Annotated in this window: 24 protein-coding genes and 1 pseudogene; 11 read left to right on the top strand and 14 right to left on the bottom strand. The window is 62.7% G+C overall.

The window, feature by feature from the left end:
- The 4 genes from N5C25_RS03330 to N5C25_RS03315 all read right to left on the bottom strand — a co-directional run bounded on the left by N5C25_RS03330 (position 1) and on the right by N5C25_RS03315 (position 4,723).
- Complete coding sequence (locus N5C25_RS03330) at positions 1–978, bottom strand: LLM class flavin-dependent oxidoreductase (protein ID WP_279936410.1); 978 nt, start codon at positions 976–978, stop codon at positions 1–3.
- Between the two features lie 14 nt (positions 979–992).
- Positions 993–1,355 carry a DUF3088 family protein gene (locus N5C25_RS03325; RefSeq protein ID WP_279936409.1) on the bottom strand — a complete coding sequence of 121 codons (363 nt, stop codon included), beginning with the start codon at positions 1,353–1,355 and terminating at the stop codon, positions 993–995.
- 157 nt (positions 1,356–1,512) lie between these two features.
- The gene (gene msuE / locus N5C25_RS03320; protein WP_024956916.1) at positions 1,513–2,094 is read right to left on the bottom strand and encodes an FMN reductase; all 582 of its coding nucleotides are present in this window, start codon (positions 2,092–2,094) and stop codon (positions 1,513–1,515) included.
- A gap of 52 nt (positions 2,095–2,146) precedes the next feature.
- The gene (locus N5C25_RS03315) at positions 2,147–4,723 is read right to left on the bottom strand and encodes a TonB-dependent receptor (RefSeq protein WP_279936408.1); all 2,577 of its coding nucleotides are present in this window, start codon (positions 4,721–4,723) and stop codon (positions 2,147–2,149) included.
- Positions 4,724–5,060: 337 nt separating this feature from the next.
- Here N5C25_RS03315 and ftrA point away from each other — a divergent pair, with 337 nt between their 5' ends.
- The 3 genes from ftrA (at position 5,061) to N5C25_RS03300 (ending at position 7,166) form a co-directional block, all read left to right on the top strand.
- Positions 5,061–6,062 carry a transcriptional regulator FtrA gene (gene ftrA, locus N5C25_RS03310; RefSeq protein ID WP_279936407.1) on the top strand — a complete coding sequence of 334 codons (1,002 nt, stop codon included), beginning with the start codon at positions 5,061–5,063 and terminating at the stop codon, positions 6,060–6,062.
- A gap of 94 nt (positions 6,063–6,156) precedes the next feature.
- A complete protein-coding gene (locus N5C25_RS03305; protein ID WP_058982597.1) occupies positions 6,157–6,591 on the top strand; it encodes a BLUF domain-containing protein in 435 nt (144 codons plus the stop codon).
- Positions 6,592–6,698: 107 nt separating this feature from the next.
- Positions 6,699–7,166, top strand: a complete 468-nt coding sequence (locus N5C25_RS03300; RefSeq protein WP_058982596.1) for a chemotaxis protein CheW — start codon at positions 6,699–6,701, stop codon at positions 7,164–7,166.
- Between the two features lie 11 nt (positions 7,167–7,177).
- Here the strand turns inward: N5C25_RS03300 and N5C25_RS03295 are convergent, their stop codons facing one another.
- Entirely contained in the window at positions 7,178–7,678 is a 501-nt protein-coding gene (locus tag N5C25_RS03295) for a hypothetical protein (protein WP_058982594.1), read from the bottom strand.
- A gap of 92 nt (positions 7,679–7,770) precedes the next feature.
- Entirely contained in the window at positions 7,771–8,358 is a 588-nt protein-coding gene (locus N5C25_RS03290) for a TetR/AcrR family transcriptional regulator (RefSeq protein ID WP_058982591.1), read from the bottom strand.
- Positions 8,359–8,591: 233 nt separating this feature from the next.
- Between N5C25_RS03290 and N5C25_RS20485 the strand changes: the two are divergent.
- The 6 genes and pseudogenes from N5C25_RS20485 (at position 8,592) to N5C25_RS03255 (ending at position 11,617) form a co-directional block, all read left to right on the top strand.
- Positions 8,592–9,049 (top strand): annotated as a pseudogene (locus tag N5C25_RS20485) (SRPBCC domain-containing protein).
- A gap of 11 nt (positions 9,050–9,060) precedes the next feature.
- Entirely contained in the window at positions 9,061–9,375 is a 315-nt protein-coding gene (locus N5C25_RS03275; protein WP_005416268.1) for a metalloregulator ArsR/SmtB family transcription factor, read from the top strand.
- 2 nt (positions 9,376–9,377) lie between these two features.
- On the top strand, positions 9,378–9,836 hold the full coding sequence (locus tag N5C25_RS03270) for an SRPBCC family protein (RefSeq protein ID WP_058982588.1): 459 nt from the start codon (positions 9,378–9,380) through the stop codon (positions 9,834–9,836).
- 134 nt (positions 9,837–9,970) lie between these two features.
- On the top strand, positions 9,971–10,390 hold the full coding sequence (locus tag N5C25_RS03265; protein ID WP_058982586.1) for a helix-turn-helix domain-containing protein: 420 nt from the start codon (positions 9,971–9,973) through the stop codon (positions 10,388–10,390).
- Entirely contained in the window at positions 10,387–11,253 is an 867-nt protein-coding gene (locus N5C25_RS03260) for an alpha/beta hydrolase (RefSeq protein WP_058982584.1), read from the top strand. Before N5C25_RS03265 ends, N5C25_RS03260 begins: the two co-directional genes overlap by 4 nt.
- Positions 11,246–11,617, top strand: a complete 372-nt coding sequence (locus N5C25_RS03255) for a DUF4180 domain-containing protein (RefSeq protein WP_058982582.1) — start codon at positions 11,246–11,248, stop codon at positions 11,615–11,617. Before N5C25_RS03260 ends, N5C25_RS03255 begins: the two co-directional genes overlap by 8 nt.
- Here the strand turns inward: N5C25_RS03255 and N5C25_RS03250 are convergent.
- The 5 genes from N5C25_RS03250 to N5C25_RS03230 all read right to left on the bottom strand — a co-directional run bounded on the left by N5C25_RS03250 (position 11,614) and on the right by N5C25_RS03230 (position 16,872).
- The gene (locus N5C25_RS03250; RefSeq protein ID WP_058982580.1) at positions 11,614–12,396 is read right to left on the bottom strand and encodes a 3-hydroxybutyrate dehydrogenase; all 783 of its coding nucleotides are present in this window, start codon (positions 12,394–12,396) and stop codon (positions 11,614–11,616) included. The genes N5C25_RS03255 and N5C25_RS03250 overlap by 4 nt on opposite strands.
- A 1,364-nt stretch (positions 12,397–13,760) precedes the next feature.
- Positions 13,761–14,240, bottom strand: a complete 480-nt coding sequence (locus N5C25_RS03245) for a hypothetical protein (protein ID WP_279936406.1) — start codon at positions 14,238–14,240, stop codon at positions 13,761–13,763.
- 78 nt (positions 14,241–14,318) lie between these two features.
- Positions 14,319–15,050 (bottom strand): hypothetical protein, encoded by a 732-nt coding sequence (locus tag N5C25_RS03240; RefSeq protein ID WP_279936405.1) that lies wholly within the window; start codon positions 15,048–15,050, stop codon positions 14,319–14,321.
- A 106-nt stretch (positions 15,051–15,156) separates the two neighbouring features.
- Positions 15,157–15,951, bottom strand: a complete 795-nt coding sequence (locus N5C25_RS03235) for an SDR family NAD(P)-dependent oxidoreductase (protein WP_279936404.1) — start codon at positions 15,949–15,951, stop codon at positions 15,157–15,159.
- Positions 15,952–16,032: 81 nt separating this feature from the next.
- Complete coding sequence (locus tag N5C25_RS03230; RefSeq protein WP_279936403.1) at positions 16,033–16,872, bottom strand: type 1 glutamine amidotransferase domain-containing protein; 840 nt, start codon at positions 16,870–16,872, stop codon at positions 16,033–16,035.
- Positions 16,873–16,969: 97 nt separating this feature from the next.
- Between N5C25_RS03230 and N5C25_RS03225 the strand changes: the two genes are divergently transcribed.
- On the top strand, positions 16,970–17,887 hold the full coding sequence (locus tag N5C25_RS03225) for a LysR family transcriptional regulator (protein ID WP_279936402.1): 918 nt from the start codon (positions 16,970–16,972) through the stop codon (positions 17,885–17,887).
- Between the two features lie 550 nt (positions 17,888–18,437).
- Entirely contained in the window at positions 18,438–18,794 is a 357-nt protein-coding gene (locus N5C25_RS03220) for a hypothetical protein (RefSeq protein WP_180884453.1), read from the top strand.
- A 128-nt stretch (positions 18,795–18,922) separates the two neighbouring features.
- On the opposite strand, the gene N5C25_RS03215 is transcribed toward N5C25_RS03220, so the two are convergent.
- Genes N5C25_RS03215 through N5C25_RS03205 form a run of 3 tightly spaced genes read right to left on the bottom strand, consistent with a single transcriptional unit; the run spans position 18,923 to position 22,621 of the window.
- Positions 18,923–19,876 carry a hypothetical protein gene (locus N5C25_RS03215; protein ID WP_279936401.1) on the bottom strand — a complete coding sequence of 318 codons (954 nt, stop codon included), beginning with the start codon at positions 19,874–19,876 and terminating at the stop codon, positions 18,923–18,925.
- A gap of 4 nt (positions 19,877–19,880) precedes the next feature.
- Positions 19,881–21,722 carry a hypothetical protein gene (locus N5C25_RS03210; protein ID WP_279936400.1) on the bottom strand — a complete coding sequence of 614 codons (1,842 nt, stop codon included), beginning with the start codon at positions 21,720–21,722 and terminating at the stop codon, positions 19,881–19,883.
- 2 nt (positions 21,723–21,724) lie between these two features.
- Positions 21,725–22,621, bottom strand: coding sequence for a hypothetical protein (locus tag N5C25_RS03205; protein WP_279936399.1), 897 nt, complete (start codon positions 22,619–22,621; stop codon positions 21,725–21,727).
- Between the last annotated feature and the right edge of the window lie 706 nt (positions 22,622–23,327).

Raw genomic sequence — 23,327 nt, 5'->3', positions numbered from 1 at the left:
TCAGGCCACCGCCGCGCGCGGCGCGGGCGACAGCAGTTCAAGGGATGTCAGGCGTGCGTCGAGGTCGGCCACCGGTGCATCGAGGATGAATTCACCCACGCCGAAACGCCGGTGCAGCGCATCCAGTTCGCCGCGCACGTGCTGCGCATCACCGGACAGCACGCTGGGGCGCGTCTCCTCGATGCGGAAGTCGGCCACCCCCACCTGGCGCGCGTACTCGGCAGCTGCCTCGGCGCTGGGCAGGTTCACCGCCTGCCCGGGACCGAGGTGCAGCTTGTAGACGCGCAGCGCACCGATATGGCGCGAAGCGACTTCCGCAGTCGGTGCGGCGAAGGCCACCGTGGCCAGCAGCGGCGGCTGCGAGGCGACTCTGCGGTAGGCGTCGAACGCGGCCTCGATGTGCTTCGGATCACCATCGAAGTGCGCGGCGTAGACGAAGCGCCAGCCCAGCTCGGCCGCCTGCCGTGCACTCTGCGGGCTGGCACCGAGCAGGAAGCGCTCCGGCGCCTGCTGCGGAACCGGCCGCGCCAGCACATCGGCTTCGGCGCCGGACAGATAGCCCTCAAGATCGCGCAGTTGCTGGTCGAAGTCGGCGAACGCCGGGCGCCCGGCCGCCAGCGCGGCAGTCGACGCTGGCAGGCCGCCCGGTGCCTTGCCCACGCCCAGATCCACGCGCCCTGGCGCCAACGCTGCCAGCAGGTTGAAGTTCTCCGCCACCTTGTACGGCGCGTAGTGGCGCAGCATCACCCCGCCGCTGCCGACACGGATGCGCCGGGTCTGCGCCAGCACCCACGCCGCAAGCACCTCCGGTGCGGGACTCGCCAACGTCGGCGCGGCATGGTGCTCGGCAAACCAGTAGCGGTGATAGCCCAGCTGTTCGGCGCGCTGCGCCAGCTGCAGGCTGTTGCGCAGCGCCTGCTCCGGCGAGGCGCCTTCGGCCACCGGGCTCTTGTCCAACACGCTGATCTGATAGCTCATGGTCGCGTCCTCGCTCAGGGATGGGCCACGGGAATGCCGAGCAACCCGTTCAGCGCGGCCAGGATCGGCTCGGCACCGGAGATGTACTGGCGGTCCTGGTGCACGCCACTCGCGAGGTCACTGCGCACGCCCTGCGGCAGCAACAGCTTCGGCAGCGACTGGTCCTGCTCGCCGATCTCGGCGATCACCTCCCGGCGCGGCCGTGCGAAACCGATGCGGCGCACGTCCAGCTGCGCGTCCAGGCCTTCGATGCTCGACAGCGCACCTTCCAGCAACAGGCTGTGCCGGCAGAAGAAGCGCTGGCCGGGAATCTGTCCGTCCTCGAACTCACGGTCGAGCAGGAACAGGATGGGCTTGTCGGTTGCGTCCAGACTCACGGGGTCGTCCTCATCGGGGGGCGGCAATGCGATGCCGCTTCGATATCGATGCTAGAGATGACGGCGGTCGGCACGGCGATGCCAGGCGACAATCGGCGGTCAGATCCGGCCATGCAGATGCGCCTTGGCCATAAGCAAAGCGCCGCCGGTTATGCCGTCAGGCGATCCTTCGCAGCGGCGCCGGTACCGCCAGCGCCTGCGAAGCCAGATGCCCTGCCGCGCGCTCGGCCGCCAGTGCGATGCGCGCCTGCAAGGCTGCACTGTTGATCTGCTCGCCATCGAAGTCGGCAGGCGTGGCATACACCCCGATCGGCAGCGTGTGCGCCTGCAGGAAACTGAACAACGGCCGCAACTGGTGGTCGATCACCAACGCATGGCGCTCGCTGCCGCCGGTCGCCGCCAGCAACACCGGCGTATCCACCAGCGCTTCCAGCCCGATGAAATCGACCAGGTGCTTGAACAACCCGGGATAGGAACCGCGATACACCGGCGCCGCCACCACCAGCAGCCCGGCCGCCTCGATTGCCTGCAGTGCCTGCTCTACGGCTGGCTCCGCTTCATCGCGCGACAGCGACTGCCCCAGCGAACGCGCGATCGGCGCCAGCTCCACCAGCTCCACGCTGGCATGCACCCGCTGCTGCAACGACGCCAACAAGTGCCGCACCAGCAGCAACGTGCGCGACGTCGCCGAGCTGGTCGGTGACCCCACCACTGCCACCACCTTCAATGCAGAAGACATGAACTGCTCCTCGATGATGCCGAACTACGTCCGGCCGCCTTTGGCGTGATCCTCAAAACCGGTAACTGACCCGCCCGTACCAGTACGCGCCGACGTTGCTCAACACGTCGCCGTTGTCCCAGGTCGTCTCGATGCTCGCCACATCGGTGGCACTGCGCGCGTACTCCGGCACCTTGCGGGTGCGCTTGTCGAACACGTTGTTGATGCCCAGCGCCGCACTCCAGCCCGCACCCAGTTCCACGCCACCGGAGAGATTGGTCACCAGCACCGGCGGCTGTTTGTACTCCACGCCGTTGTTCAGGCGCTTGATCGGGCCGTAGTAGGTGAAGTCGACGTTCGAGCGCCAGCGCCCTTTCTGCCAGCCCAACCCCGCCACCTGCGTGTAGCTGGGCGTACGGAAGCGCAGCGCGTACTCGCTGCTCTTGGTCAGCAGGTTGATGTTCGGCAGCCCCTGCAGCGCCGCCGGAATGTCGCTGACCTTCTGGATGGTGGTGCGCCCCACGTTGGCCGCATAGCTCCAGCGCAGCTTGCCCCACACGGTTTCCTGGTTGGCCTCCAGGGTCAGCTCGACACCGCGTGTGCGGGTATTGCCCACGTTGGTGAAGTAGCTGGCATAGAACGCATCACCCGGCAGGATGCTGATGCCGGCCGAACCCAGCAGCGCATCGATGGTGTTCTTCTGCGCCGCAGTCAGCACCGTGCCGCTGTTGTCGGTGATGCGCGCTGGATCCTGCGCGTTGTAGCCGATCTGGCTGGACTGGCCGAGCTGGCCACGGATGTCGATCTGGTAGGCATCCACGGCCAGGTGGAACGCCGGGCTCGGGTCCCAGGTCACGCCCAGGCTGTAGTTGGTGGCTTTCTCGGGCTTCAGCGGCGTCGCACCCAGCGCAACCGCCGCCGGCGAAGACACCTGCGCCACCAGCGTGGTGCCGCACGGGCAGCTGCCGGTGGCCTGGTAGTACTGCGCGCCCAGGCTGGGCGCGTGGAAACCGTTGCTGACCGTGGCACGCACGCCCAGCGCGTCGGTGAAGTCGAAGCGCGTGGTCAGGCGGCCGGTGGAGACACTGCCGAAGTCGGAGTGATCTTCCCAGCGCGCGGCCGCATCCAGATACCAGCGCGAGGTGATATTGGTGGCCGCGCCCACATAGACCGCCTTGCTGTTGCGGGTAGCCTTCACCGCGTCCGCAGTGGAATAGCCGACGAAGGCCGCAGCACCAAAGCCGGTATACGACTCCCACTGCCCCGCCCCACGTTCGTACTGTTCGTGCTGGTACTCGGCACCTGCGCTCACTTCCAGCGGCGAGGCGAACGCAGCCACCTCGAAGCCACGGCGCAGGTCGAGGTTGGCGATACCCTGCTGGTAGTCCAGCTTGCCGTCGTAGAAGTCGGTAGGCGAACCGGGGTATGGCAGCGAGTAGTTCACCGAGTTGCGGGTATAGGTGCGCACCGTGCTGCGGTTGCCGGTAAGGCTGGCGTCGTAGTCCCAGCCTGCGATCTGGCCTTTCACGCCCGCGGTGCCGGTGTACTGCTTCTCCTTGGTTTCCAGCACCGGCAGGAAGCCATCGGGAAACACGCTCAGCACGCCTGGAGCCTTGTAAGTGGTGAAGATGGTCGCCGGCAGACGGAAGTTCTGGATCGCCTGCGCGGTGCGGTCACTGGCCGTAGCGTTAGCGTAGAACTGCGCGCTTTCGCCCAGGCCATGGCCCGCATTCACTGCGAAGGCCTTCAGCGCATACGATGGCGAACTGAGGATGGTGTTGGCCTCGGCATCGCGGTCGGCCTCGGCCGGGTTCGGCGATGCACCGGCCGGCAGCCGGTTGTTCGGACGCAGTGCGACCAGGTTGCCGTTGGCATCCACCGCCGGATAGCTCAGGTAGCCATCGATGTAACGGCGGGTACGGATCGCGTGGTGCTGCCGCGTGGTCTCGCCGGACAGGTTGACGAAGCCATCGGTACCCCACGGCAGGCCCACATTGGCACGCACGCTGGTTCGCGAGCCATCGCCATCAATGCTCTGCCCGCTTTCCACGGCAAACTCGCCACCGTGCGCCTGCGACTTCAGGATCACGTTGACCACACCGGTAATCGCATCGGAGCCATAAATGGCCGACGCACCATCACGCAGCACTTCCACATGGTCGATGGCCGACACCGGAATCAGCGCCAGGTCGGCCCAGGCGTGGCCTGGGAAGCCGCCGCCGTTGGCACCGCTCACATAGGCACTGGCATTGCGGCGCTTTCCGTTCACCAGCACCAGCGTGTAGCCGGGCGACAGGTTGCGCAGCTGGTAGCCACGGATCAGGCTCTCCTGGTCGCTCTGGTAGCCACCAATCTGGCTGAGCGACGGCAGTGCGCGCTGCAGTGCTTCCAGCAGGTTGGCCTGGCCGGTCGCGGTGAGGTCTTCGGCGGAGATCACGTCGATCGGCGTGGAACTGTTCTTCACCGTACGCGTACTAGTGCGCGAGCCGGTCACCACCACGGCATCCAGCGTGGACGCGGCCACGTTGGCCGTCGCGGCGGCGGCAGCAGGATCCGCATCGGCTTCAGCCGCATGGCTGGGCGAAGCGGCGAGGATGGCTGTGATCAGGACAGCGAGAGTGCTCAGGACAGGGGCGTGGGCGACAGGCATGGGGGCTCGTGGGGGTGGGCCGGAAACACGCTTCCATTCAAGGGCCTGTTCACCCACCGCGACAGGCGCGATCGCGTCACCCAACCGTCATATCCGGCCAGCCACATGACTGCTGGTAATGAGGTTAGGCAGCCGCAACGGTGCGCGGCTGCCTGTAGAGCCGAGCCCACGCTCGGCTGCTCCTCGCGACGGCGTCAGATGCATCCCCCTGCCGGTATTGAGCCGAGCGTGGGCTCGGCTCTACAAGAGGGGAGCGACCGCTCCATATGCCTGGTCGGCATCACCTCATGCCCGCGCACCACTCAGCGCCATGCATCTGCACCCGTAGCATCAAGCCATGCCCAGCCCACCCGCCGACCCCGCTGCGCCGCTCGTTGCCATCGTCGCCTGCCACGGCCAGGGGCTGTTCGAATTCGGCTGTGCGGTGGGCCTGTTCGCGCCGATAAGACCCGAGCTCGGCGTGGCCTGGTATCGCACCCAGCTGTGCGCGGGTGAACCCGGTGCGCTGCGCATGCTTGGCGGAACGCAGGTGCAGCTTCCCTACGACCTCAGCACAGTTGATGATGCCGACATCATCGTCATTCCCGGTTGGCGCGAGCCCAGCGAGCGCCCGCCACAGGCGCTGCTTGATGCACTCATCCGTGCCCACGGCCGTGGCGCGCGCATCGCTTCGATCTGCTCCGGTGCCTTCGTGCTGGCGTGGGCCGGGCTGCTCGATGGCCGCCAGGCCACAACCCACTGGCGCCTCACCGAAGCACTCGCACGTGACTTCCCGCGCATCGATGTGCGCGAGGATGTGCTGTACGTGGATACCGGCAGCATCATCACTTCGGCCGGCTCGGCCACCGGCATGGACATGATGCTGCACATGGTGCGCAAGGATTACGGCGCGCGCGTGGCCAACCTGGTGGCCGAACGGCTGGTGCTGGCGCCGTGGCGCGACGCCGGGCGCAGCCAGCGCGTCAGCCGCGCCATTCCCAACGGCGAGCCCACGCGGCTGGCGAAACTGATGGAATGGATGCGCCGCAACCTGCGCGAGCCGCACTCGCTCGGCAGCCTCGCCGAGCAGGCCGCGCTCAGCCAGCGCACGCTGCAGCGGCAGTTCCTGGAAGCCACCGGCCTGTCACCCATCGACTGGCTGATCCGCGAACGCGTGGCCTTCGCGCGCGAGCTGCTGGAAACCACCGACCGGCCCCTGCAGTGGATCGCCGAGCAAGCCGGCTTCGGCTCGCAGGAGTCCTTCCGCCGGCACTTCCGCGGCCAGGTCGACGCCAGTCCTGCCGAGTACCGCAACCAGCACCGCAGCGGTCTCGGTGCCGACCGCCTGGTGGGCTGTTGACCCGGTGCGCGGTGCCAGGCGTGGCGTGAGCAAAGCCTCACGACGGTGCGGGCTTGCGTGCGTATAGTGACGTGCGTCACAAGAAGCCCCTTCCATGCTCCATGCATTTGCTTACTCCAGCCGCATGTCGGCTGGGCTGTCCAATCACGCCCTCCGCCAGATCGTCTTGCAATCTGCCGCGTTCAATCGTCGGGTGGACGTTACCGGTGCGCTGATCGTCGACGGCCAGCGGTTTTTCCAGTACATCGAAGGCCCGCCCGATGGCATGGCGGCGGTCAGGCGCCGCATCCAGGACAGCCGTTCGCACGCCGCCGTCGCCCCGGTACTGGACATGGCAATCGGCGCCCGCGCCGTTCCGTACTGGGCGATGACCCACATCGAGACCGGACAGATCGTGGTATCCGGCCTGGTGAATGCGCGCTGGGACGAGTTCGGCCACGCCATCCCGGGCATGGACCAGCTCGTCGGCCTGCTCCGTCCGCATTTTCCACGCGTCGGCAGCGTCGGCGCGCCACGCGCAAACGCCTGATACACACTGAACCGTCGCCTTGCACGCGCACGCCGCCGCGGCCGCGCGCTGCGTTCAGGCGTCATCATCCAGATCCCCCTTCCCATTGTCTTCGCCACGCCCATCGCATGCCCGTACCCGCCCACCCTGCAACGGAAACACGCGCATCGCCTGCCGACCTGTTCGAGATCATCGTCGTGCGTGCAGGCACCGTCCTGTTCGCCATCGACGTCCAGGCGGCGGTCGAAATTCGCGGTCCGGAGAGACTCAGCCCTGCAGACCTCCATGGCAGGGCGACCCTGGAGGTCCGTGGGCAACCGTTACCCGTCGTCGACCTGCGCCGCATGAGCGGCCAACCGGCATTCGAGGGTGGCAGCCCAGCCATGCTGTTGATCAACGCCGGCACCGCACCCCTGGCGCTGGCCGTGGACGAAGTGCTGGAGATTGAGGCACCCGACGCGACCACACGCGTCCCCGAGCGTGCCGCGGGCCAATCGTTCGGCTTCTGCAGCGGGCACATTCAACTTGACCCGGCGCGCTCGGCTGCACTGATCGAACCGGTGGCACTGCTGGCCGCACTCGCCACGCAGGGGTGACCGGCGGCGTCTCAGGATCGTCCTGCCAAGGCACGGTTTCGCAGCCTCCAGCACTGCGCGGCAAAGCCGATCACGAACACCACCAGGCAGGCCAGCAGGGTGTGCAGCACCACCGGGGCCATCGGCGCCGCTGCAATCGGATGCGCTGCCGGCAAGCGGGTCAGCGTTTCGTTGACGCCGGGCACCAACGAGAGCAGGAAGCTGAACGACAGTGCGAAGGTCGACAGGTAACGCGCGGCGCGCCCCAGCCAGCGCAGCCGCGCGGCCAGCACGCCGCCGAATGCCACCAGCAGCACGACCACCCCGAAGGCGTGGCCCGGATTGAGCCCCCCGGTGCTGGAGACGGTGAACGAGGTGGCCACCGACAGCACCAGCCCCACCAGGTACAGCTTGCCCGCGCGGGTGGCGGGATCGATTGCGCGGTGGCGGATGAAGGCATACAGGCCGCTCAACACCGGGATCAGGCTGACAGCGGTATGGATCACGCCGAGCGTGGACAGAGGGTGCGACATGGACATATCTCCGGAACAGTATTAACCTACTAGTAGGTAGGCATTGGACTCAAAAAGAAGGCCCGCGTCGCCGCAGGCCCACCACACATCGCTCAGGTCGCCGCGCTCACCCGCGCGATGGCCAGCCGTGCCAGCGCAGCAAACGTCGCCGCATCGCCGAAACCGCGCGCGGCCAGCATCGCGCCATGCACCGATGACATGAACGCCTTGGCCTCGTCCGCCGCCGAACCCTGCAGGCGCAGTTGCCCAAGCGCCGCACCCTTTTCCAGGGTGAGGGCCAGCCAGCCGCTCAGGTCCTCGAAATGTCCACGCACTTCCTCGGCAATTTCCGGCGGAATCATCGGCGCCTCGGCGGCCAGCATCGCGCAGATGCAGAACGAGGACGTCTCCCCTGCAATACAGCTGGACCAGTACTCCACATACGCGCTGAGTTCCTGCAGCGGGTCGTCGAGCTGGCGATCCAGCAGCGCCAGGCCCTCGCGCGCCTCGGCCCGGTACAGCTCAACCACCGTGCGCACCAGGTCCGCCTTGCTGGGGAAGTGGTGATGGATGCTGGCCTTGCTGATGTTCACCCGCGCCGACACGTCGGCGTAGCTGAAGCCGTTGTAGCCACCAGCCTCCAGCAGCGAACGGGCGTGGGCCAGGATCTCTTGGGCCTTGGGCGAGAGCGGCTCTTTCATGCCGTCAACCTACTAGTAGGTTGACGCTCTGTCAACTATCCGCGGCCGGGTGGGCAGCATCTGGTACTGCCGGCCGCTGGCCGGCAACTGCACGCACCCAACTCCACCTGGATGCCGGCCAGCGGCCGGCACTACCACATCCGGGCGTTCATGGCCGGTTTTGACATGCAGGTAGTTACCTGCATATAGTCCACTCAAGGGCGGCACCTGCCGGCCCATGCGAGGAACCTGCAATGGTGGATATCGCACACCGGGTCGGCATCAAGGCCCCCGCAAGCCAGATGTATCAAGCACTGGCCACCCCCGAAGGCGTCGCCGCCTGGTGGGCAGAAGACGCCCATGGCGACTACAACGTCGGCGGCACGGTAAAGCTCCGTTTCACCAACAACGGCCAGGAAATCGGCGCCATGGAAATGCAGCTGGAACAGCTCATTCCCGGTGAGCTGGTGCTCTCTGGAAGTTCCTGGTCGGCCCTGCCGAATGGATCGGCACCCACGTGCGCTTCGCGCTGAAGCAGGAAGGCGACTACTGCATCGTGCTGTTCACCCACGAAGGCTGGAAGGAACGCGTCGAGTTCACCTCCCACTGCAGCACCAAGTGGGCGGTGTTCCTGATGAGCCTCAAAGCCCTGCTGGAAACCGGCAAGGGCCAGCCCAACCCCCGCGACGTCAGGATCGACAACTGGAACTGAAGACGCCCCGCATGAATGCAGACAAGGTGTTCAAGGCCCTGGCCGACCCCACACGCAGGACGCTGCTGGACCTGCTCTGCGAAGACAACGGTCAGACCCTCGGTCAGCTGTGCGAGCACCTGGACATGGCCCGGCAATCGGTCACCCAGCACCTGGGCCTGCTGGAAGACGCCAACCTGATCAGCACCGTGCGTCGTGGCCGCGAGAAGCTGCACTTCATCAACCCGGTGCCACTGCATGAAGTCTATGAGCGCTGGGTACGCAAGTTCGAGCAGCAGCGCCTGAGCCTGCTGCATGACCTGAAACGCGAACTGGAAGGAGAATGACGATGTCCGCAGAGTCCACCCGCTTCATCCACGTGATCTACATCGCCTCCACGCCACAGAAGGTGTTCGAGGCCATCACCCGCCCCGAGATCGCCCGCCGTTACTGGGGCCACGAGAACATCTCGGACTGGAAGCCCGGCTCGCGCTGGCAGCATGTGCGCGCCAACGAAACGCGCTCGGTCGAACTGGTCGGCGAGGTGGTGGAAAGTACCCCGCCCTCGCGGCTGGTCATCACCTGGGCCGCCACCTCGCAGGCCGACAACCCGGACGCCTACAGCCGGGTCACCTTCGACATCGTGCCCTACCAGGACATGGTGCGGCTGACGGTTACCCATGAGGAGCTGGAGCCGGGCAGCGGCATGGATACCGGCATCCGCCAGGGCTGGCCGATCGTGCTGTCGAGCCTGAAGTCGCTGCTGGAGACGGGCAAGGGGCTGGATGTGTTTGCCAAGCCAGCGTAGCCGTCGGGAGGGTTGGGCCGCGCGAGCGGCACCGGGCAGATGGCCCCCTGTCGCCGCCGCCGCGCAATTCCCAATCGCTCCCGCACATTGCATTTCATGGAACAATAGGGAGCACATGGTTCTCGAGTTCCGTTATGTCCCCCGCGTTGCTAACCGTCGATCAGGCTGCCCAGCAGCTCAGCCTGCACCCCAAAACCGTCCTGCGGCATATCCGTAGCGGCCAACTGCGCGCGACCCGCATCGGCAAGTCCTATCGCATCACCGCCGAAGACCTCGACGTGTTCACCGGCACCGTGCGTGAGCCCTCCGCTGCGCGCCCACAGCTGACCACAGTGGTGGACATTCCCGGATGCGGTGCGGCACGTGCCGCCGACCTGGTCCGTGCCCTGCATGCGCGCGTCACCGGCCGCGAGGCCGACGATGAGCCGCTGCGCATGGAGACGATCTATTCGCCTGAGCACGATGTGCTCAAGCTGATCGTGATCGGTGGCCTGGCAGGTTCCACGGCGCTGCTGGTCAGCCTGCAGCGTCTGCTGCAGGACCGCAGCGCATGAAGCGGCAGCGCCCCGGCATTCCCACGCAGCACGTACTTGCCGCCTATCGCCAGGTGCTTTCGGACTGGCCGGTACCACACGAATCGCACCATCTCGCCACCCGCGCCGGTTCGACATTTGTGGTCAGCTGCGGCCCGGAACACGGCCCTGCCCTGGTGCTGCTGCATGGCACCCACAGCAATGCCGCCAGCTGGATGTTCGATGCCGAACGTTGGAGCGAGTACTACCGCGTGCATGCCGTCGACATCATTGGCGAACCGGGCCTCAGCGAAGGCACGCAACCTGCGCTGGACAGCGACGCGCATGCGCAATGGCTGGATGATGTCCTCGACGCACTTGGCGTGGAAAGCGCAGCATTCGTGGGCCTGTCGTTCGGCGGCTTCCTGGCACTGGACTACGCGCTGCGAAGGCCTGCCCGGGTCAACGCACTGGTCCTGGTCAGCCCCTCGGGTATCGGGCGCCAGCGTGCATTCCTGCTCAAGGCGCTGCCACTGTTGCTGCTTGGCCGATGGGGACGCGAGCGCCTGCGCCGCGCGGTCATGGGTCCCGCGCCACTGCATGCACCTGCACGTGCGCAGCCGCTGCTCGACCTGCTGGCATTGATCCGTGCCGAGGTTCGGCCACGTCCGCTGCGCATTCCCCGCATCAGCGACGAGCGCCTGGCTACGTTGCATCCGCCGGCAGCCCTTGTCATGGGCGCGCGTGATGCCCTCATCGACACCCCTGCCGCCGCCGAACGTATGAAGCGGCTCGTCCCGACGGCGGACGTCACCCTGCTCGCAGACGCCTATCACTACATCCCCGGCCTGCGCGAAGACATCCTCGCCCGGCTGCGTCAACTGCAGAACCTCCAGCATGAATGATTCCATTGAACACATCGGCACCACCGGCCTCCTGCGCATCGCGCCGCAGGGCCCCGCACTCGATGCCAACGGCCTGCGCGATGTGGTCGGCGATGCCCTCGGGCATCAGGCCGAGTGGATTGCCGTGCCGGTGCAGCGCCTTTCGGCAGACTTCTTCGAGCTGCGCTCCGGCATGGCCGGGCAATGGCTGCAGATGCTGGTGAACTACCGCCTGCGTTTCGCCGTGCTGGGCGATGTCAGCGCTTACCGCGCACAAAGCGAATCACTGGACGCGTGGATCACCGAATGCAACCGCGGCCACAACGGCTGCTTCGTGTCCGACTGGGATGCCCTGCTGGCACGTCTTCCCGTGTCGGCCAGCTAGCGCGCCGTCCAGCCCCCATCCACCGGTAGCGCCGTGCCGGTAATCTGCGCCGCAGCGTCCGAGGCCAGGAACACCACCATTTCTCCCAGCTGCTCGGGCGTCACGAACTGCAACGACGGCTGCTTCTCGGCCAGCAGCGCACGCGCGGCGGACTCCTGATCCGTGCCCTCGCGCTCGGCCAACGCGGTGATCTGCTGCGCGACCAGCGCCGTTCGCACCCAGCCTGGGCAGATCGCGTTTGCGGTGATGCCGGTGCCCGCATTCTCAAGCGCGGTCACCTTGGTGAAGCCGACCACGCCATGCTTGGCCACCACATAGGCCGACTTGTTCACTGAGCCGACCAGTCCGTGCACCGATGCGATGTTGATGATGCGGCCGGCGCCCTGCTGCTTCATGTGCGGCAACGCCGCCGCCGTTGCATGGAACACCGCCGACAGGTTCAGCGCCAGGATCGCGTCCCACTTCTCGACCGGGAATTCCTCGATCGACGCGGTGTGCTGGATGCCCGCATTGTTCACCAGAATGTCGATGCGCCCCATCGTCGCCACGGCGTGGTCGATCAGTCCGCGCACTGCCTCGCCACGGGAAAGGTCCGCGCCATCATGCGCCACCCGTACACCGAACTCAGTTTCGAGTTGGGTACGGATGCGCTCGATTTCCGCCGCGTCGCCGAAGCCATTCAGCACGATGTCGGCACCTTGCCGCGCCAGCGCGGTGGCGATGCCAAGACCGATACCGCTGGTGGAACCGGTGACCACCGCAACCTTTCCACTGAACATGGGCAAGCTTCCATTGGGCGTAGGTGGCCAGTGTAGCTTCACCGGCGCGCCCCTTTAAGCGGCGCTACCTTGGTCAATCAACGGTTAAAACGCGTTGGGTAGCCGCCGAGGGAAGTGTCCAGCATTCATTCAAAACGGGCGGTACGCCTCAGAGGGGGCGCAGCCGTGGCCTGCTGGCGATGCTGTCCGACTCTCACAAGGGCAATGCATCCATGCTTTGCCCGGCGGATCGAAATCGAACAGGTCCGAAAATAGCTTCTGCGGCCGTTCTACTCCCCCCACCGCCAACCGGGCGGGGCGCCTTTAATCCAGCAGATAAGGACAAGGACCAACACTACGGTCCACGTGTAGAGCTGAAATGCGATGGGCTCGCGAAATGGAGAGAACAGAAACGGACCCGCCAGCAGCAGGCCGAATGCGACTGCGTACACAAGCCAGCCCTGCCATGCGCACGGTATCCCCCAACCCCATCCGTACTTTTTCCTGGTAAACCAGTACTTCCTGCTGATCATTGCAATCTTCCTCGATGGCCGCCGATCTCACGTACCTGATCCAAGCATGCTTTGAGCTGTTCGTGAAGGCGTCGGTCCAGAATCAAGTCAGTATCCCCTCTGGCTGTGACGAGAACAGAGCTACGGTCCGTGCGCAGCACGAAGACGTTGCGACCGTTCTGCATGCGGAACTTGCCAAGTTCAACGCCCCCTGTGCTGGTCCCAAGTTGCCGGTGAGGCAGCGTGATCCTTGAAGCATCGGAAGCGTCCTGCCACGAGACACTGGAAAGCGGGAGCTGCAGTCGGACAAACGCTGCTGACCCAATCAGCTGGCCATCTGTAACGGCGATGTACGCTGTCCGCGCTTGATATACGAGGCCAAAGGCAACTACGACAACAACGGCCAGCGCCGAGCCGAGCGCAATATTCCTGGCTGGCACCCCGCCAGAGCGGGATGCAAGCCATATTGCGATCAGAACCACGGCTGCTGCCACGCATATGCCGAGAGGAAGCGCGTAGGCGTGAATCAGGGATACATCCAGCGTCGATCGGCACATCATCAGGAACTACTCCGCAGAGATTGACCGCATGCCATAAACGTAAGTCGCCTCGACAATCGTCTCAAATGCATCTTCGTCACAGGTGACAAGGCCGACGTTTCGCATCGCGCGCAGAACCGAGCGGACCTCGTTCCATGTTACGGGCTTTGCGTGTTCATCGCAGATCATACTTGCACTGCCACGCATGAGAGTGCTTCGGCATCAGATACCGCGCAACAAACGCCCATTTCTCATCGATCGCATTGGCCGAACAGGAGCTGCGCGCAGTCATGCCATTGCAGTGACACTGTTCATACCGAACTTCAAACACGCTCTAGAAGAGAACGCTCGCTCGATCAACGGTCGCCAGCGGATTGGCCTTCCGCACCGCCTCCAGAAAGAGCAGGAAGTCGCGGTTGAACAGCGACAGGTTGTTGGTGAACGTCACGCACTTTCTACCCGATGCTCTGCTGAAGCACACCTGCCAGACATAGCGCGAATAGATGACGTCGGACGTTCGTGTGACTGAGGTGATCTGCGAAAGCGGAACCGCCGTGGGCACCGGCCCACGCCGCAGGTAAAAGGACTCCGCATCAAAGAAATAGTGCTCGCGATCCTCTTTGCCATCCACCATCACCAAGGTCATGGATGTTCCGGAGATCCGGCGAGGGGCATGCAAATGCAGCCCCGTCTCTACGGACGAGCGAGCAGTTACTGACATTCGCCGAAGGGTGAACCAGAGGATCACCAACGGAAGGGCCGCGAGGATAATGAAACCTACGGTCTTCAAAACAGTTTCCAGCGTGCTGGGCACACAGATCTCCAGGATGAACGTTCAGGCGATGCCCAAGTAGATCCACGCCATGCGTGGATGCTCTCCCTCAGCGCCCCATTACTTCCAATGATCCGGCCCCAGGAACGGCAGGCTCAACACAAACACCGGAACCGCCACCGGTACCAACGCGGCGCCCAGGACCTTGCCCGCCGCCGAACCCACACCCGGCTTGTCCTCCCTCTCCGGCAGGATCCGCTGCGCCCGCGCATTGATCGGCTGTGCCAGCTTACCCTTCTCCGCCAGTGCCGCAGCCTCCGGCAACTGCACCTGCTCGCCGTCGCCCTCGAACAGCGCGCTGTAATAGCTGCCGCCCTTCCGTGAAAGATTGCAGGCGCGATCAAACGCCAGCGCGTAGCGGGTCCGGTCCATCGGCAGGTAGTAGCGCGCCCGCTCCTCCACGGCCTTGGCCTCGCGCGGGGGGACCTCAATCCGCTCCAGCTTGAACTGCGCGGCCTGCTCCGGCGTCACCTGCTCCGGCCGCAGCAGCAGCGCATAGCTGCCGTGCACCTTGGCCTTGTTGGCCGGGTCGCGCCAGTCTTCATGGAAGTACATCTGCGCGCAGGCCACCGCCTCGCGCAGCGGGCTGTCCATCAGCGCCCGATATTCGCGGAACGGCGCGGCATTGAAGCGCATCGGCGCGTCATAGCGCGGCAGCAGGTACAGCTGTCCGTCTTCGGCCACAAAGGCGCTGGTGACCTCACGGTTCCAGACGTGTTCCTCCGGCCCGCTGGCGCAACCACCCAGCAGGCCAAGGCACAGGGCGGAGAGAATGAAGAAGGACGTTCGCATGTCGTGTTGAAGGCTTCCCTGGGAAAACGGCCCCGCCCGAAGAGCGGCGCCGGTCCGCCATGGTGCCACGCGCCACATCACGCGCCAAACCGGCCCAACCGCCGCATCACAGAATGGACCGGTAGGTGCCGCCCTCTACGCGCACCGCCGCGCCATTGGAGGCCGCGCCCAGCGGGCTGGCCAGCAGCGCCACCATCGCCGCGATCTCGTCGGCCTCGATCATCCGCGCGATCAGCGAACTGGGCCGGTAGGTCTGGAAGAAGTGCGCTTCAATCTCTGCATCGGTCATGCCCGGTCGCGGCGCGGTCTGGCGCAGGTATTCCACAATGCCGTCCGAGCGTGTGGCCGATGGCAGCACGCTGTTGACCGTCACCCCGGTGCCCCGAGTCAGCTCAGCCAGGCCACGCGACACCGCCAGCTGCGCCGACTTGCTCACCCCGTAATGCACCATGTCCGGCGGCGTGAACGCACCTACCTCGCTGGACATGAAGATCACCCTGCCCCAATTACGTTCCAGCATGCGCGGGAAGTAGTGCCGCGACAGGCGCACGCCGGACAGTACGTTGACCTCCAGCATGCGCATCCAGTCATCGTCGCTGATGTCGGCAAAGGCCTTCGCTTCGTAGTAGCCCAGGTTATTGATCAGGATATCGGTATCGGGCTGTGCCGCGAGCACGGCGGCCGCGCCCTCGGCGCTGGCCAGATCAGCCACCACCGTAGCCAGTTGCGCGCCCGGCGCCACAGCGCTGATCTCGGCCATGGCTGCCTGCAGCTTTCCCGGGTCACGCCCGGTGAGGGTCACGCTTACGCCTTCGCGTGCCAACGTGCGCGTGATAGCCAGGCCAATACCAGCGGTCGCGCCGGTGACGAGTGCGGTCTTGCCCGCAAGTTGAAGATCCACGAGGTTTATCCTTTGAGTAGGAAGTGGGCGTCCCGCGCGCCGAGCGCAGGACTCACCGAAAAAACAGATGTGCTGTCGGGCTTACTTCAACCGCTCCACCAACCGCTGCCCGACCTCCAGCGCCGAGGCCGGGTTCTGCCCGGTAATCAGCTCGCGGTCCACCACCACATGCCCGGTCCACGGCGTGGTATTGCTGCTGAACGTCGCACCCGCCCGCACCAACGCGAACTGCGGGTAGAACTTCATCTCGCCACCACCCAGCAGCGGCTTGGCCTGCTCCTCTTCCTGGTTGCTGATCACCGTCATCTGGTAGCCGCTGTAGATCCACTTCGGCGTGACCGGCGCCGCACCCGCTTCCAGCTTTGCCACGAAACCCGCCGCATCCGGCAGCGTGGAAAGCAGCGCGATGGGTCCGTGGCAGACCAGCGCGGTGGTCTTGTTGCGCTGGTGGAAGTCGGCCAGCAGCCGGCCCAGCGCCGGGCTCTTCAGCAGATCCTGCGTCGGCGCGTGGCCACCGGGAATGTAGACCGCATCGAATCGCGCGTAGCCCTGCTGCTCCACGCGCGCCAGGCTGACCACCGGCGAGGCCGTCGGCGAGGTCAGCGCCAGTTTCTCCAGCAGCTCCTTGTGCAGCGTCAGCTGCGCGGCATCGTTGCCGAAGTACGCCGGCGTCACCGAGGACGCATCCACCGTCGGCGCCCGCCCCTGCGGCGTGGCGAAGGTCACCTCGTGGCCCGCGTCCAGCAGCAGCTTGACCGGCTGCATCAGCTCGTTGAGATAGAAGCCGGTGGACAGCACCTTGCCGTCCTTCAGGTCCAGGTGGTTTTCGTCGGACAGCACCACCAGCACGTTGGCGGCCTGCGCGCCGGTGGCGGCCAGGGTCAGGGCCAGCGCTGCGGCCAGCCGGGTCATCAGGTTCATGGGGTAGCTCCTATCGGGGGATGGCCGCCACTTTATTCATCGCCCCAGCGGCGATAAATTGGCCCCATCGCAAAACATCTGTTCCCCGGAGAGCCAAATGAGCCGCAAGTTCGACTACCTGGGCGATGTGGAGGTGTTCCTGGCGGTGGTCGAGCACGGCTCGTTCACGGCCGGCGCGGTGGCGCTGTCCACCACGCCCTCGGTGCTGAGCCGCGCGGTCACCCGCCTCGAAGCGCGGCTGGGCCGGCAATTGCTGCAGCGGACCACCCGCCGCGTGGGCCTGACCGACGCCGGGCGGCTCTATCTGGAACAGGTGCGCACCGCCTTCGGCCTGCTGGACGACGCCGAGCGCGACGTACTGGTCCAGGACGGTGCGCTGGCCGGCCGCGTGCGCCTGAGCGTGCCCACCACCTATGGCCACTACCGGCTGCCGCCCGTGCTGGCGCGCTTTGCGCAGCAGTACCCGCAGGTGCAGGTGGAACTGAACATCACCAACCGCAACGTGGATCTGGTGGCTGAAGGCTTCGACCTGGCCATCCGCCTGGGCCAGCTGCCGGACAGTGGGCTGGTGGGGCGGAAGCTGGAGGATGCGCCACTGCTGCTGGTGGCCGCGCCGGACTACCTGCAACGCCGTGGCACGCCGCAGACGCTGGACGACCTGCAGCAGCACCTGTGCCTGCCGTTCGTGATGCCGCGCACCGGGCGGCTCGCGCCGTGGATCTTCCGCGACGGCGGGCGTGACGTGGACTGGCTGCCGCGTTCGTCCATCGAGACTTCCGACGATGTGCTGGGCGTGGTGTCGCTGGCCGAACAAGGGATCGGCATCTGCCAGAGCTACGAGTTCATCGTGCGCGAGCGGTTGCAGCGTGGGCAGCTGGTGGAAGTGCTGCCGCAACTGCGGGGGCGGTCAAGGCCGTTCTCGGTGATCTATGCGCCGCATCGGCGGCAGTCGGCGGCGGCGCGGGCGATGATTGAGTTGCTGGTGGGGAATGCGGCTGAGGATGGCGTTGGTTGAAGCTGCGAGCCTGTTAACGGTGTCGGGTTTGAACCGATTTTCTGGCTGTGCGGATGATCCGGCGCCGCTGCTTGGCGAGGCGGACTAAGAACTGTTGCAAAGAAGGCTGTCGCGCTATTCGCTTGTGGCATGGGCGATTGCGCCACTGTGATTCGCAGTCGACAGAGCATCTGCACGAATGCGTCTCTTGGCGTCGCGTGCTGCACGAATCGTGCGTGCAACAATAGTTCTTCGCTCTCGGATTCAGAGATTCCTTCGCGAATTTCTATTGGCATTCAGAGCGGCGGCGTAAACACCATGACGCGCCACCGACAACGGGTGGCCGGGTCTGCAAACCCGCATTGATGTACGCGTCTGTAGTTTGCGCTTGCCCGCCGGCACCGTCCTTAACCGGTGCCGGCGGGCAATCCGTCGGCCTTTCTGGCGGGCGGTGCGTGGGGATCTTCGGATCCACCGGTTCTATGACGCTACATCATCCGGTTTGCAGCCATGCATCGTCCGCCACCTCTTCACGGTGGCGCTGTTAAGCACAGCCACGGAAGCCGACGCCATGAACGAATCCGACACCTTCTCCTCGTACACCGTTGTTGAGCCCATCAACGACGACACTCCCCTGCCCGACCTGAACTCCCTGCTCGGCATCCTCAAGCGCATGCGCGGCTGCGAGGGGGCTGATGGGCACCCTTGGCCGGAAACCGATGTGTCGCCCGGCCGCCGCGTGAGCCTGGCGAGGACCGAGCGGGCATTGGTGGGGCTGCTGACGGTGCTGGAGGTGTTGCACGCCGCGGACCGCTGCCGGGTGGCAGCTGAGCCGGAGCGGCATTTGGATGAGGGGGTGGTGGATGGGTTGTTTCTGGCTTGCAGGGGGTTGGTTGAGTGGGCTTGCCATGAGGTGAGACCGGAGTGACCCGCAATGGCCGCCGTGCTCAGATTGGAGTCTGCTCACAAAGCGGAAGCCACCATCAAGTCACGGGCACGCGCCATCAGCAGTTCACGGCTGCCCAAGGAAACGCTGGGGCAAGCCAAGCTGAGGCATCAGACTCTGGCAAAATCCCTTCGGAACTCCGATATCTCGAATAGACTAACCCTAGCTATTCCTTTCGTTCGGGAACGGCTTCTTCGCGGATGATCATAGACAATCTCCGAAGCCACCTGATTATCAATATTGTAAAGAATAGCGCCGAGGCAGTGCGGCTTGGTGCCAATAGGCGCGATCCGCAAGTGTTGCCCGGGACGCTGAGCGGCTATTTTCTCAATTGCATAGTAGGCACTGAAGGGACAATTGGCGCGCGAGTAGGTTGCATTGCGCCAAGCTCGAGTTTCCTCCAAAGGGACCTGATTGCCGAGATACGTACTAAATGGGTATTCCTTCTTAAATCCCGGAACACCAATTATTGGAAAAACTCGATCAGGACTGGGCTCAATCTGATCAAGCATATAGGACAGTCTTGCTCCTTCGAAACCCATCAAGGGGATAAATATCGAAGATTCGTCATCGATAGACCGCAATGCAGCAAAGCCTGGAATTGGCTGAATTCCAGTTATTCTTTCGCTAAGATCAAAAAGAGATCCCACCCCGGGCGTAGAGCTCCTCGCGTAATCCTCCGGCTCGATATAAATACTCCTAATTTGCACACCAATCTCAATACATGCACGAACAATTGGCGCCCAAATGTGGGCGGGGATGCTCGTCAGATCGACATCAAGAGATCCACCAGTCACCGCTTGTATTGTAGATCTGAGCTGATCGGGGTCTCTCAAGTTAAGGAACGTACTACAGCCACGGAAATGACTCTCCGCCTGATTAAGATTATCCGTCTCCTTCAGCACCCAGAAGCTATCCGGGGCCCGCTCATTCATTGCCTGAACATGACTCCCCCTTTCTTCGGTACTATCACCAACGGCAATCACCACCTCCGAGCTTAAAAGGAGATCAGGAAGACTATTGAAAGTCTGAGAATAAATAGGACGATCAGTAATTCTTGTCATCGCCTCAGATCCCAAGATCCATCTGACTGGGCAATCCAAAAATCGAGCCCTCTCTATTTTGCCGGAGCAGCACTGCCCGAATCCCCTCGGCCTTGCCCTCCGACAGAGAAATTATATCATCCGAAGTAAGTAACATCTTGCGCTTCTGGCGATAGCTGTATTCGAAGTAAGCACTAAAGATGGGGTGCAGGGAGTAGTCATAATCTCTAATATCCTCGGATTGTTGCAACTTCGTGCCGGGCCGCCTGACCAATGCAAGATGCATCACGCACTGTTCAAGAAGTTCTTGTGCAGCACGGTCACCGCCAGCGCTTGGTGGAGATTCCAAGCGAAACTGCGTGACTTCCGGCGTATGCCCTAAGGGAGACAAGGCCATCACCTGGAAGACACGACCCAAGCTCAAGGCGAGCTTTGTCATTCGCCCGCCGAGCACTGAAAGACCTTCAAGCTCCCTAAGGTTCTTCTGTCCAATCAATCGCGCCGCCTCAGTCTGCGCTTCGATTGACACATGACTTGAAGGACCGGACTCGAGTTGAAGATAGATAGACCTATGAACCAGCTCAAGCAAGTACCTAATATTTCCATTTGCGAGCTTGCAGAGAACATCCCATCCACAATAATATTTTCTGAATCCTCGCTTACCCTGCTTAAGACTGAAGAGTATTGGAATTTTGTAATTATTAAGCCGGTCAGCGATGCTTGAATCCGTAGTCGTCCGCATGAGCTCGCGGACACGAGTGGGACTGCCATCTTCCAGCATAAAAAGACAATACTGCTCGAGAAGCGAGTATGTTTTGAATCGCTCCCGCTCTGCTGAGTCCATCACGGCAAACACACTTGCTACTGGCTCCTGCGCAACCCGCTCGATTCCTAGCTTAAGCGCTTCATCGTCCGCGCTTATTCCCGGGAAGAGCGACCTAACCACCTCGGGATCATCAAGCCTAGCCCGCCTTGCGCACACCTGCGCCGCAAAGACCTCAAACGAAGCCCCAGATGTTAGGCGCTCCGATATGTCAATTCTTCGGAAATCGGCTGGATCAATCAGCTGTTCAGTAGCGTTTACAGTGCATCGCTCACGGACTCCGAGTTCTTTCACGCCAATTTTAAAGGTATATGGCGGCCGCGAATGCTTGACAAGCGTATTAACAATTCTCTGCTGATAGTTGGAAAGATTCTCGAACTCATCAATAAGAAAGTAAAACGAGGCATCGCCCACCACACCCGAATCGGCAATGCTATCAAGGAGTGAGTCAATGGGCATTCCCAACGGAGTAAGTCTAAGGTTCGGCTTTCGACCTATCGAATTGATCGCGGTTTCAAAATCTGCCATCTCAGATTTAACAGCTAACAGAGCACCCGAAGCTGTACCCACTCGCATGCACGAGAATATTGTAGCAACCAAGTCCAGAACTTCAGAAGGCAGCGGGCGCTCACCCTCCTGATTGGATTCCCTCCAAGCGAAGAACTCCAATATTGACACGACTAACGTGAGATTAAGGTAGTGTCCAAAGAGTCGATCCCACTCACTTTGGTCAAGCTCTGGCCCTTGAAAGGCTGCGACACGACCAGTGTTGATCTTGTGATACAGACCAATGATCCCTAAATCATCCAATTGATCTTGAATCCGGTCCGGGGGAGTAGCGAGCCGAACACGATACGAGAGAGATTGCAGAGTTGTGGTTTTTCCAGTTCCTCGTCCGCCAATAAGGAAGCAGGGCTGCAACGTTAGCAGCTCTGGAAAGTATCCTGGCTGCGTAAACTGATGGGCAAGACTGAGCTTGTCGTGCTCAGCTCTAAAGCTTGAGAACACCTGCGCCATGCTGGCATCAATGAGCTGTGTAGGCACGATCACGTCCTCTTAATAAGCGGGTGCCAGTTTTCTTCATGATAGAAGATCGGCAAAGTTGCATCTGGCGTGGAGTGCTCAAAAGACAAGCAAAGTCCCAATTTCCCAAAACCCTGCCAATCATCTCCTTGAATGCCTGCGCGAGAACTTGCGGCGTGGATCATCTCAACACCCTGCTCCCTAAGGTCTTCAGGCCAGACCTGAGAATCTGGAGTAAGGGCGCTATCTCGCCCATCAAGCACATGGGCAGCACAAATCGATACTTGCGGCGCGACCTCCGCGACGCAGTCGACCCCCGACTTTGTAGCAATCAACGGTATAAAGTAAATGGAAGTGGAATGATGGGAAACCTCCCTCTTAAAGTTTGACTCATGAGCGGAAGAGATTGAATAGAACCTCTCCCAAGTAGCCGAGAACTGGTTTCCACTTCCCAGAAAATCGTCGACAAAGACAATCGGTCGGCCAGATCCGGACGAGAGAATACGCAGAGCGCGCTCCGGCGCAACTATGTTAGCTTCCGGTATTCCTAGCGCCGTTCTTGCCAGCCGAGCGAATATATGTCCGCTATCAGTAGTACTCGGAGTCTCACCCTCCACATGAGTTACCACTACATTCTGCCTGAACCACTCCCAATTCTCTCGTCTAGAGTCCGTCGGCCCGGTTAAGTATGGACTAGTACTTAGCTGATGAAATGCAGATATAAATAGGGCGGTAACAACGGATCTATTCAAGTACACGAAACCACTAAGAAGATGCCCAGCTAGAATTCGCTCATCTTCATTAAAGTTAGAAAGCCATCCACTCACATCCAAGTCTGCGGTATTGGGCCACAGATTTATGAGGCTGAAGAATTCCGCCTTGCGCAACGACAGTTCCGGCTCTTCCAGAATCCATTCCACTATTAGTTATCCTATTTAAGCAATGTCGAAAGCAGATTATTTAATCTAGACACTGTAATAAATGGTGCGCCCGTGCCGATGTATGCGGATTTCAGAGCCGCGTAATGCTCCATGAGAGCCTCAAAGATCGATTCGATCTCTTCGCGATCTTGGGCTTGGATGGCAATTACACAATCAGAAAGCTGAACCCGTCGCCCCGCCTCCAACATGCATACCTTCGACTTCGATGGCCTCCCGACGCGGTGGATTAGTATCGCGGGGCCTGTGATGACCTGAACTGGATCAACATGCAGGCCGGACCTGCCCACTCTGGAATTTGTAAGATTCGTGCTGTGTATGAATTCGACCCGGGGCCCTCCACGCTTAGGCTTTGCAGTGTGGACATGAACACGCCCGCGAGTGATGGTAGCGTGACTAAAGAGTGTCGGCGCCTCTGCCCTTCTTTCTTCACCCTCTAACAACTTTCGTGAAAGCCGCACGATAGCCGCCTCGGCAAAGCAACCCGGAAACGAGCCTCGCGGAAGCTTTTCTACTAGATGGATGGACCAATCACGCTCAAGGCGTAGTCTTGCACTACGATCTTTCTCCCCATACAAGGAAGAGATAGGGAGAATGGCACAGATCTCGGCGTGCGGTGACGCGTATGCAGTAGCGCGAAGTAGAAACCGCAACGCAATGCTTGGCACAGGTCTACTGTTCCCGGCGA

The organism is Stenotrophomonas sp. GD03958 (assembly GCF_029839005.1).
GTDB lineage: Bacteria > Pseudomonadota > Gammaproteobacteria > Xanthomonadales > Xanthomonadaceae > Stenotrophomonas > Stenotrophomonas hibiscicola.
The sequence above is the reverse complement of the archived record's forward strand: the minus strand, read 5'-3'. Positions and strand labels throughout refer to the sequence as shown.

Bases quoted from the DNA above. Each gene is read 5' to 3' on its own strand.
- N5C25_RS03330 (WP_279936410.1), bottom strand. From the start codon at position 978: ATGAGCTATCAGATCAGCGTGTTGGACAAGAGCCCGGTGGCCGAAGGC.
- msuE (WP_024956916.1), bottom strand. From the start codon at position 2,094: ATGTCTTCTGCATTGAAGGTGGTGGCAGTGGTGGGGTCACCGACCAGC.
- N5C25_RS03315 (WP_279936408.1), bottom strand. From the start codon at position 4,723: ATGCCTGTCGCCCACGCCCCTGTCCTGAGCACTCTCGCTGTCCTGATC.
- ftrA (WP_279936407.1), top strand. From the start codon at position 5,061: ATGCCCAGCCCACCCGCCGACCCCGCTGCGCCGCTCGTTGCCATCGTC.
- N5C25_RS03305 (WP_058982597.1), top strand. From the start codon at position 6,157: ATGCTCCATGCATTTGCTTACTCCAGCCGCATGTCGGCTGGGCTGTCC.
- N5C25_RS03300 (WP_058982596.1), top strand. From the start codon at position 6,699: ATGCCCGTACCCGCCCACCCTGCAACGGAAACACGCGCATCGCCTGCC.
- N5C25_RS03295 (WP_058982594.1), bottom strand. From the start codon at position 7,678: ATGTCGCACCCTCTGTCCACGCTCGGCGTGATCCATACCGCTGTCAGC.
- N5C25_RS03290 (WP_058982591.1), bottom strand. From the start codon at position 8,358: ATGAAAGAGCCGCTCTCGCCCAAGGCCCAAGAGATCCTGGCCCACGCC.
- N5C25_RS03275 (WP_005416268.1), top strand. From the start codon at position 9,061: ATGAATGCAGACAAGGTGTTCAAGGCCCTGGCCGACCCCACACGCAGG.
- N5C25_RS03270 (WP_058982588.1), top strand. From the start codon at position 9,378: ATGTCCGCAGAGTCCACCCGCTTCATCCACGTGATCTACATCGCCTCC.
- N5C25_RS03265 (WP_058982586.1), top strand. From the start codon at position 9,971: ATGTCCCCCGCGTTGCTAACCGTCGATCAGGCTGCCCAGCAGCTCAGC.
- N5C25_RS03260 (WP_058982584.1), top strand. From the start codon at position 10,387: ATGAAGCGGCAGCGCCCCGGCATTCCCACGCAGCACGTACTTGCCGCC.
- N5C25_RS03255 (WP_058982582.1), top strand. From the start codon at position 11,246: ATGAATGATTCCATTGAACACATCGGCACCACCGGCCTCCTGCGCATC.
- N5C25_RS03250 (WP_058982580.1), bottom strand. From the start codon at position 12,396: ATGTTCAGTGGAAAGGTTGCGGTGGTCACCGGTTCCACCAGCGGTATC.
- N5C25_RS03240 (WP_279936405.1), bottom strand. From the start codon at position 15,050: ATGCGAACGTCCTTCTTCATTCTCTCCGCCCTGTGCCTTGGCCTGCTG.
- N5C25_RS03230 (WP_279936403.1), bottom strand. From the start codon at position 16,872: ATGAACCTGATGACCCGGCTGGCCGCAGCGCTGGCCCTGACCCTGGCC.
- N5C25_RS03225 (WP_279936402.1), top strand. From the start codon at position 16,970: ATGAGCCGCAAGTTCGACTACCTGGGCGATGTGGAGGTGTTCCTGGCG.
- N5C25_RS03220 (WP_180884453.1), top strand. From the start codon at position 18,438: ATGAACGAATCCGACACCTTCTCCTCGTACACCGTTGTTGAGCCCATC.
- N5C25_RS03215 (WP_279936401.1), bottom strand. From the start codon at position 19,876: ATGACAAGAATTACTGATCGTCCTATTTATTCTCAGACTTTCAATAGT.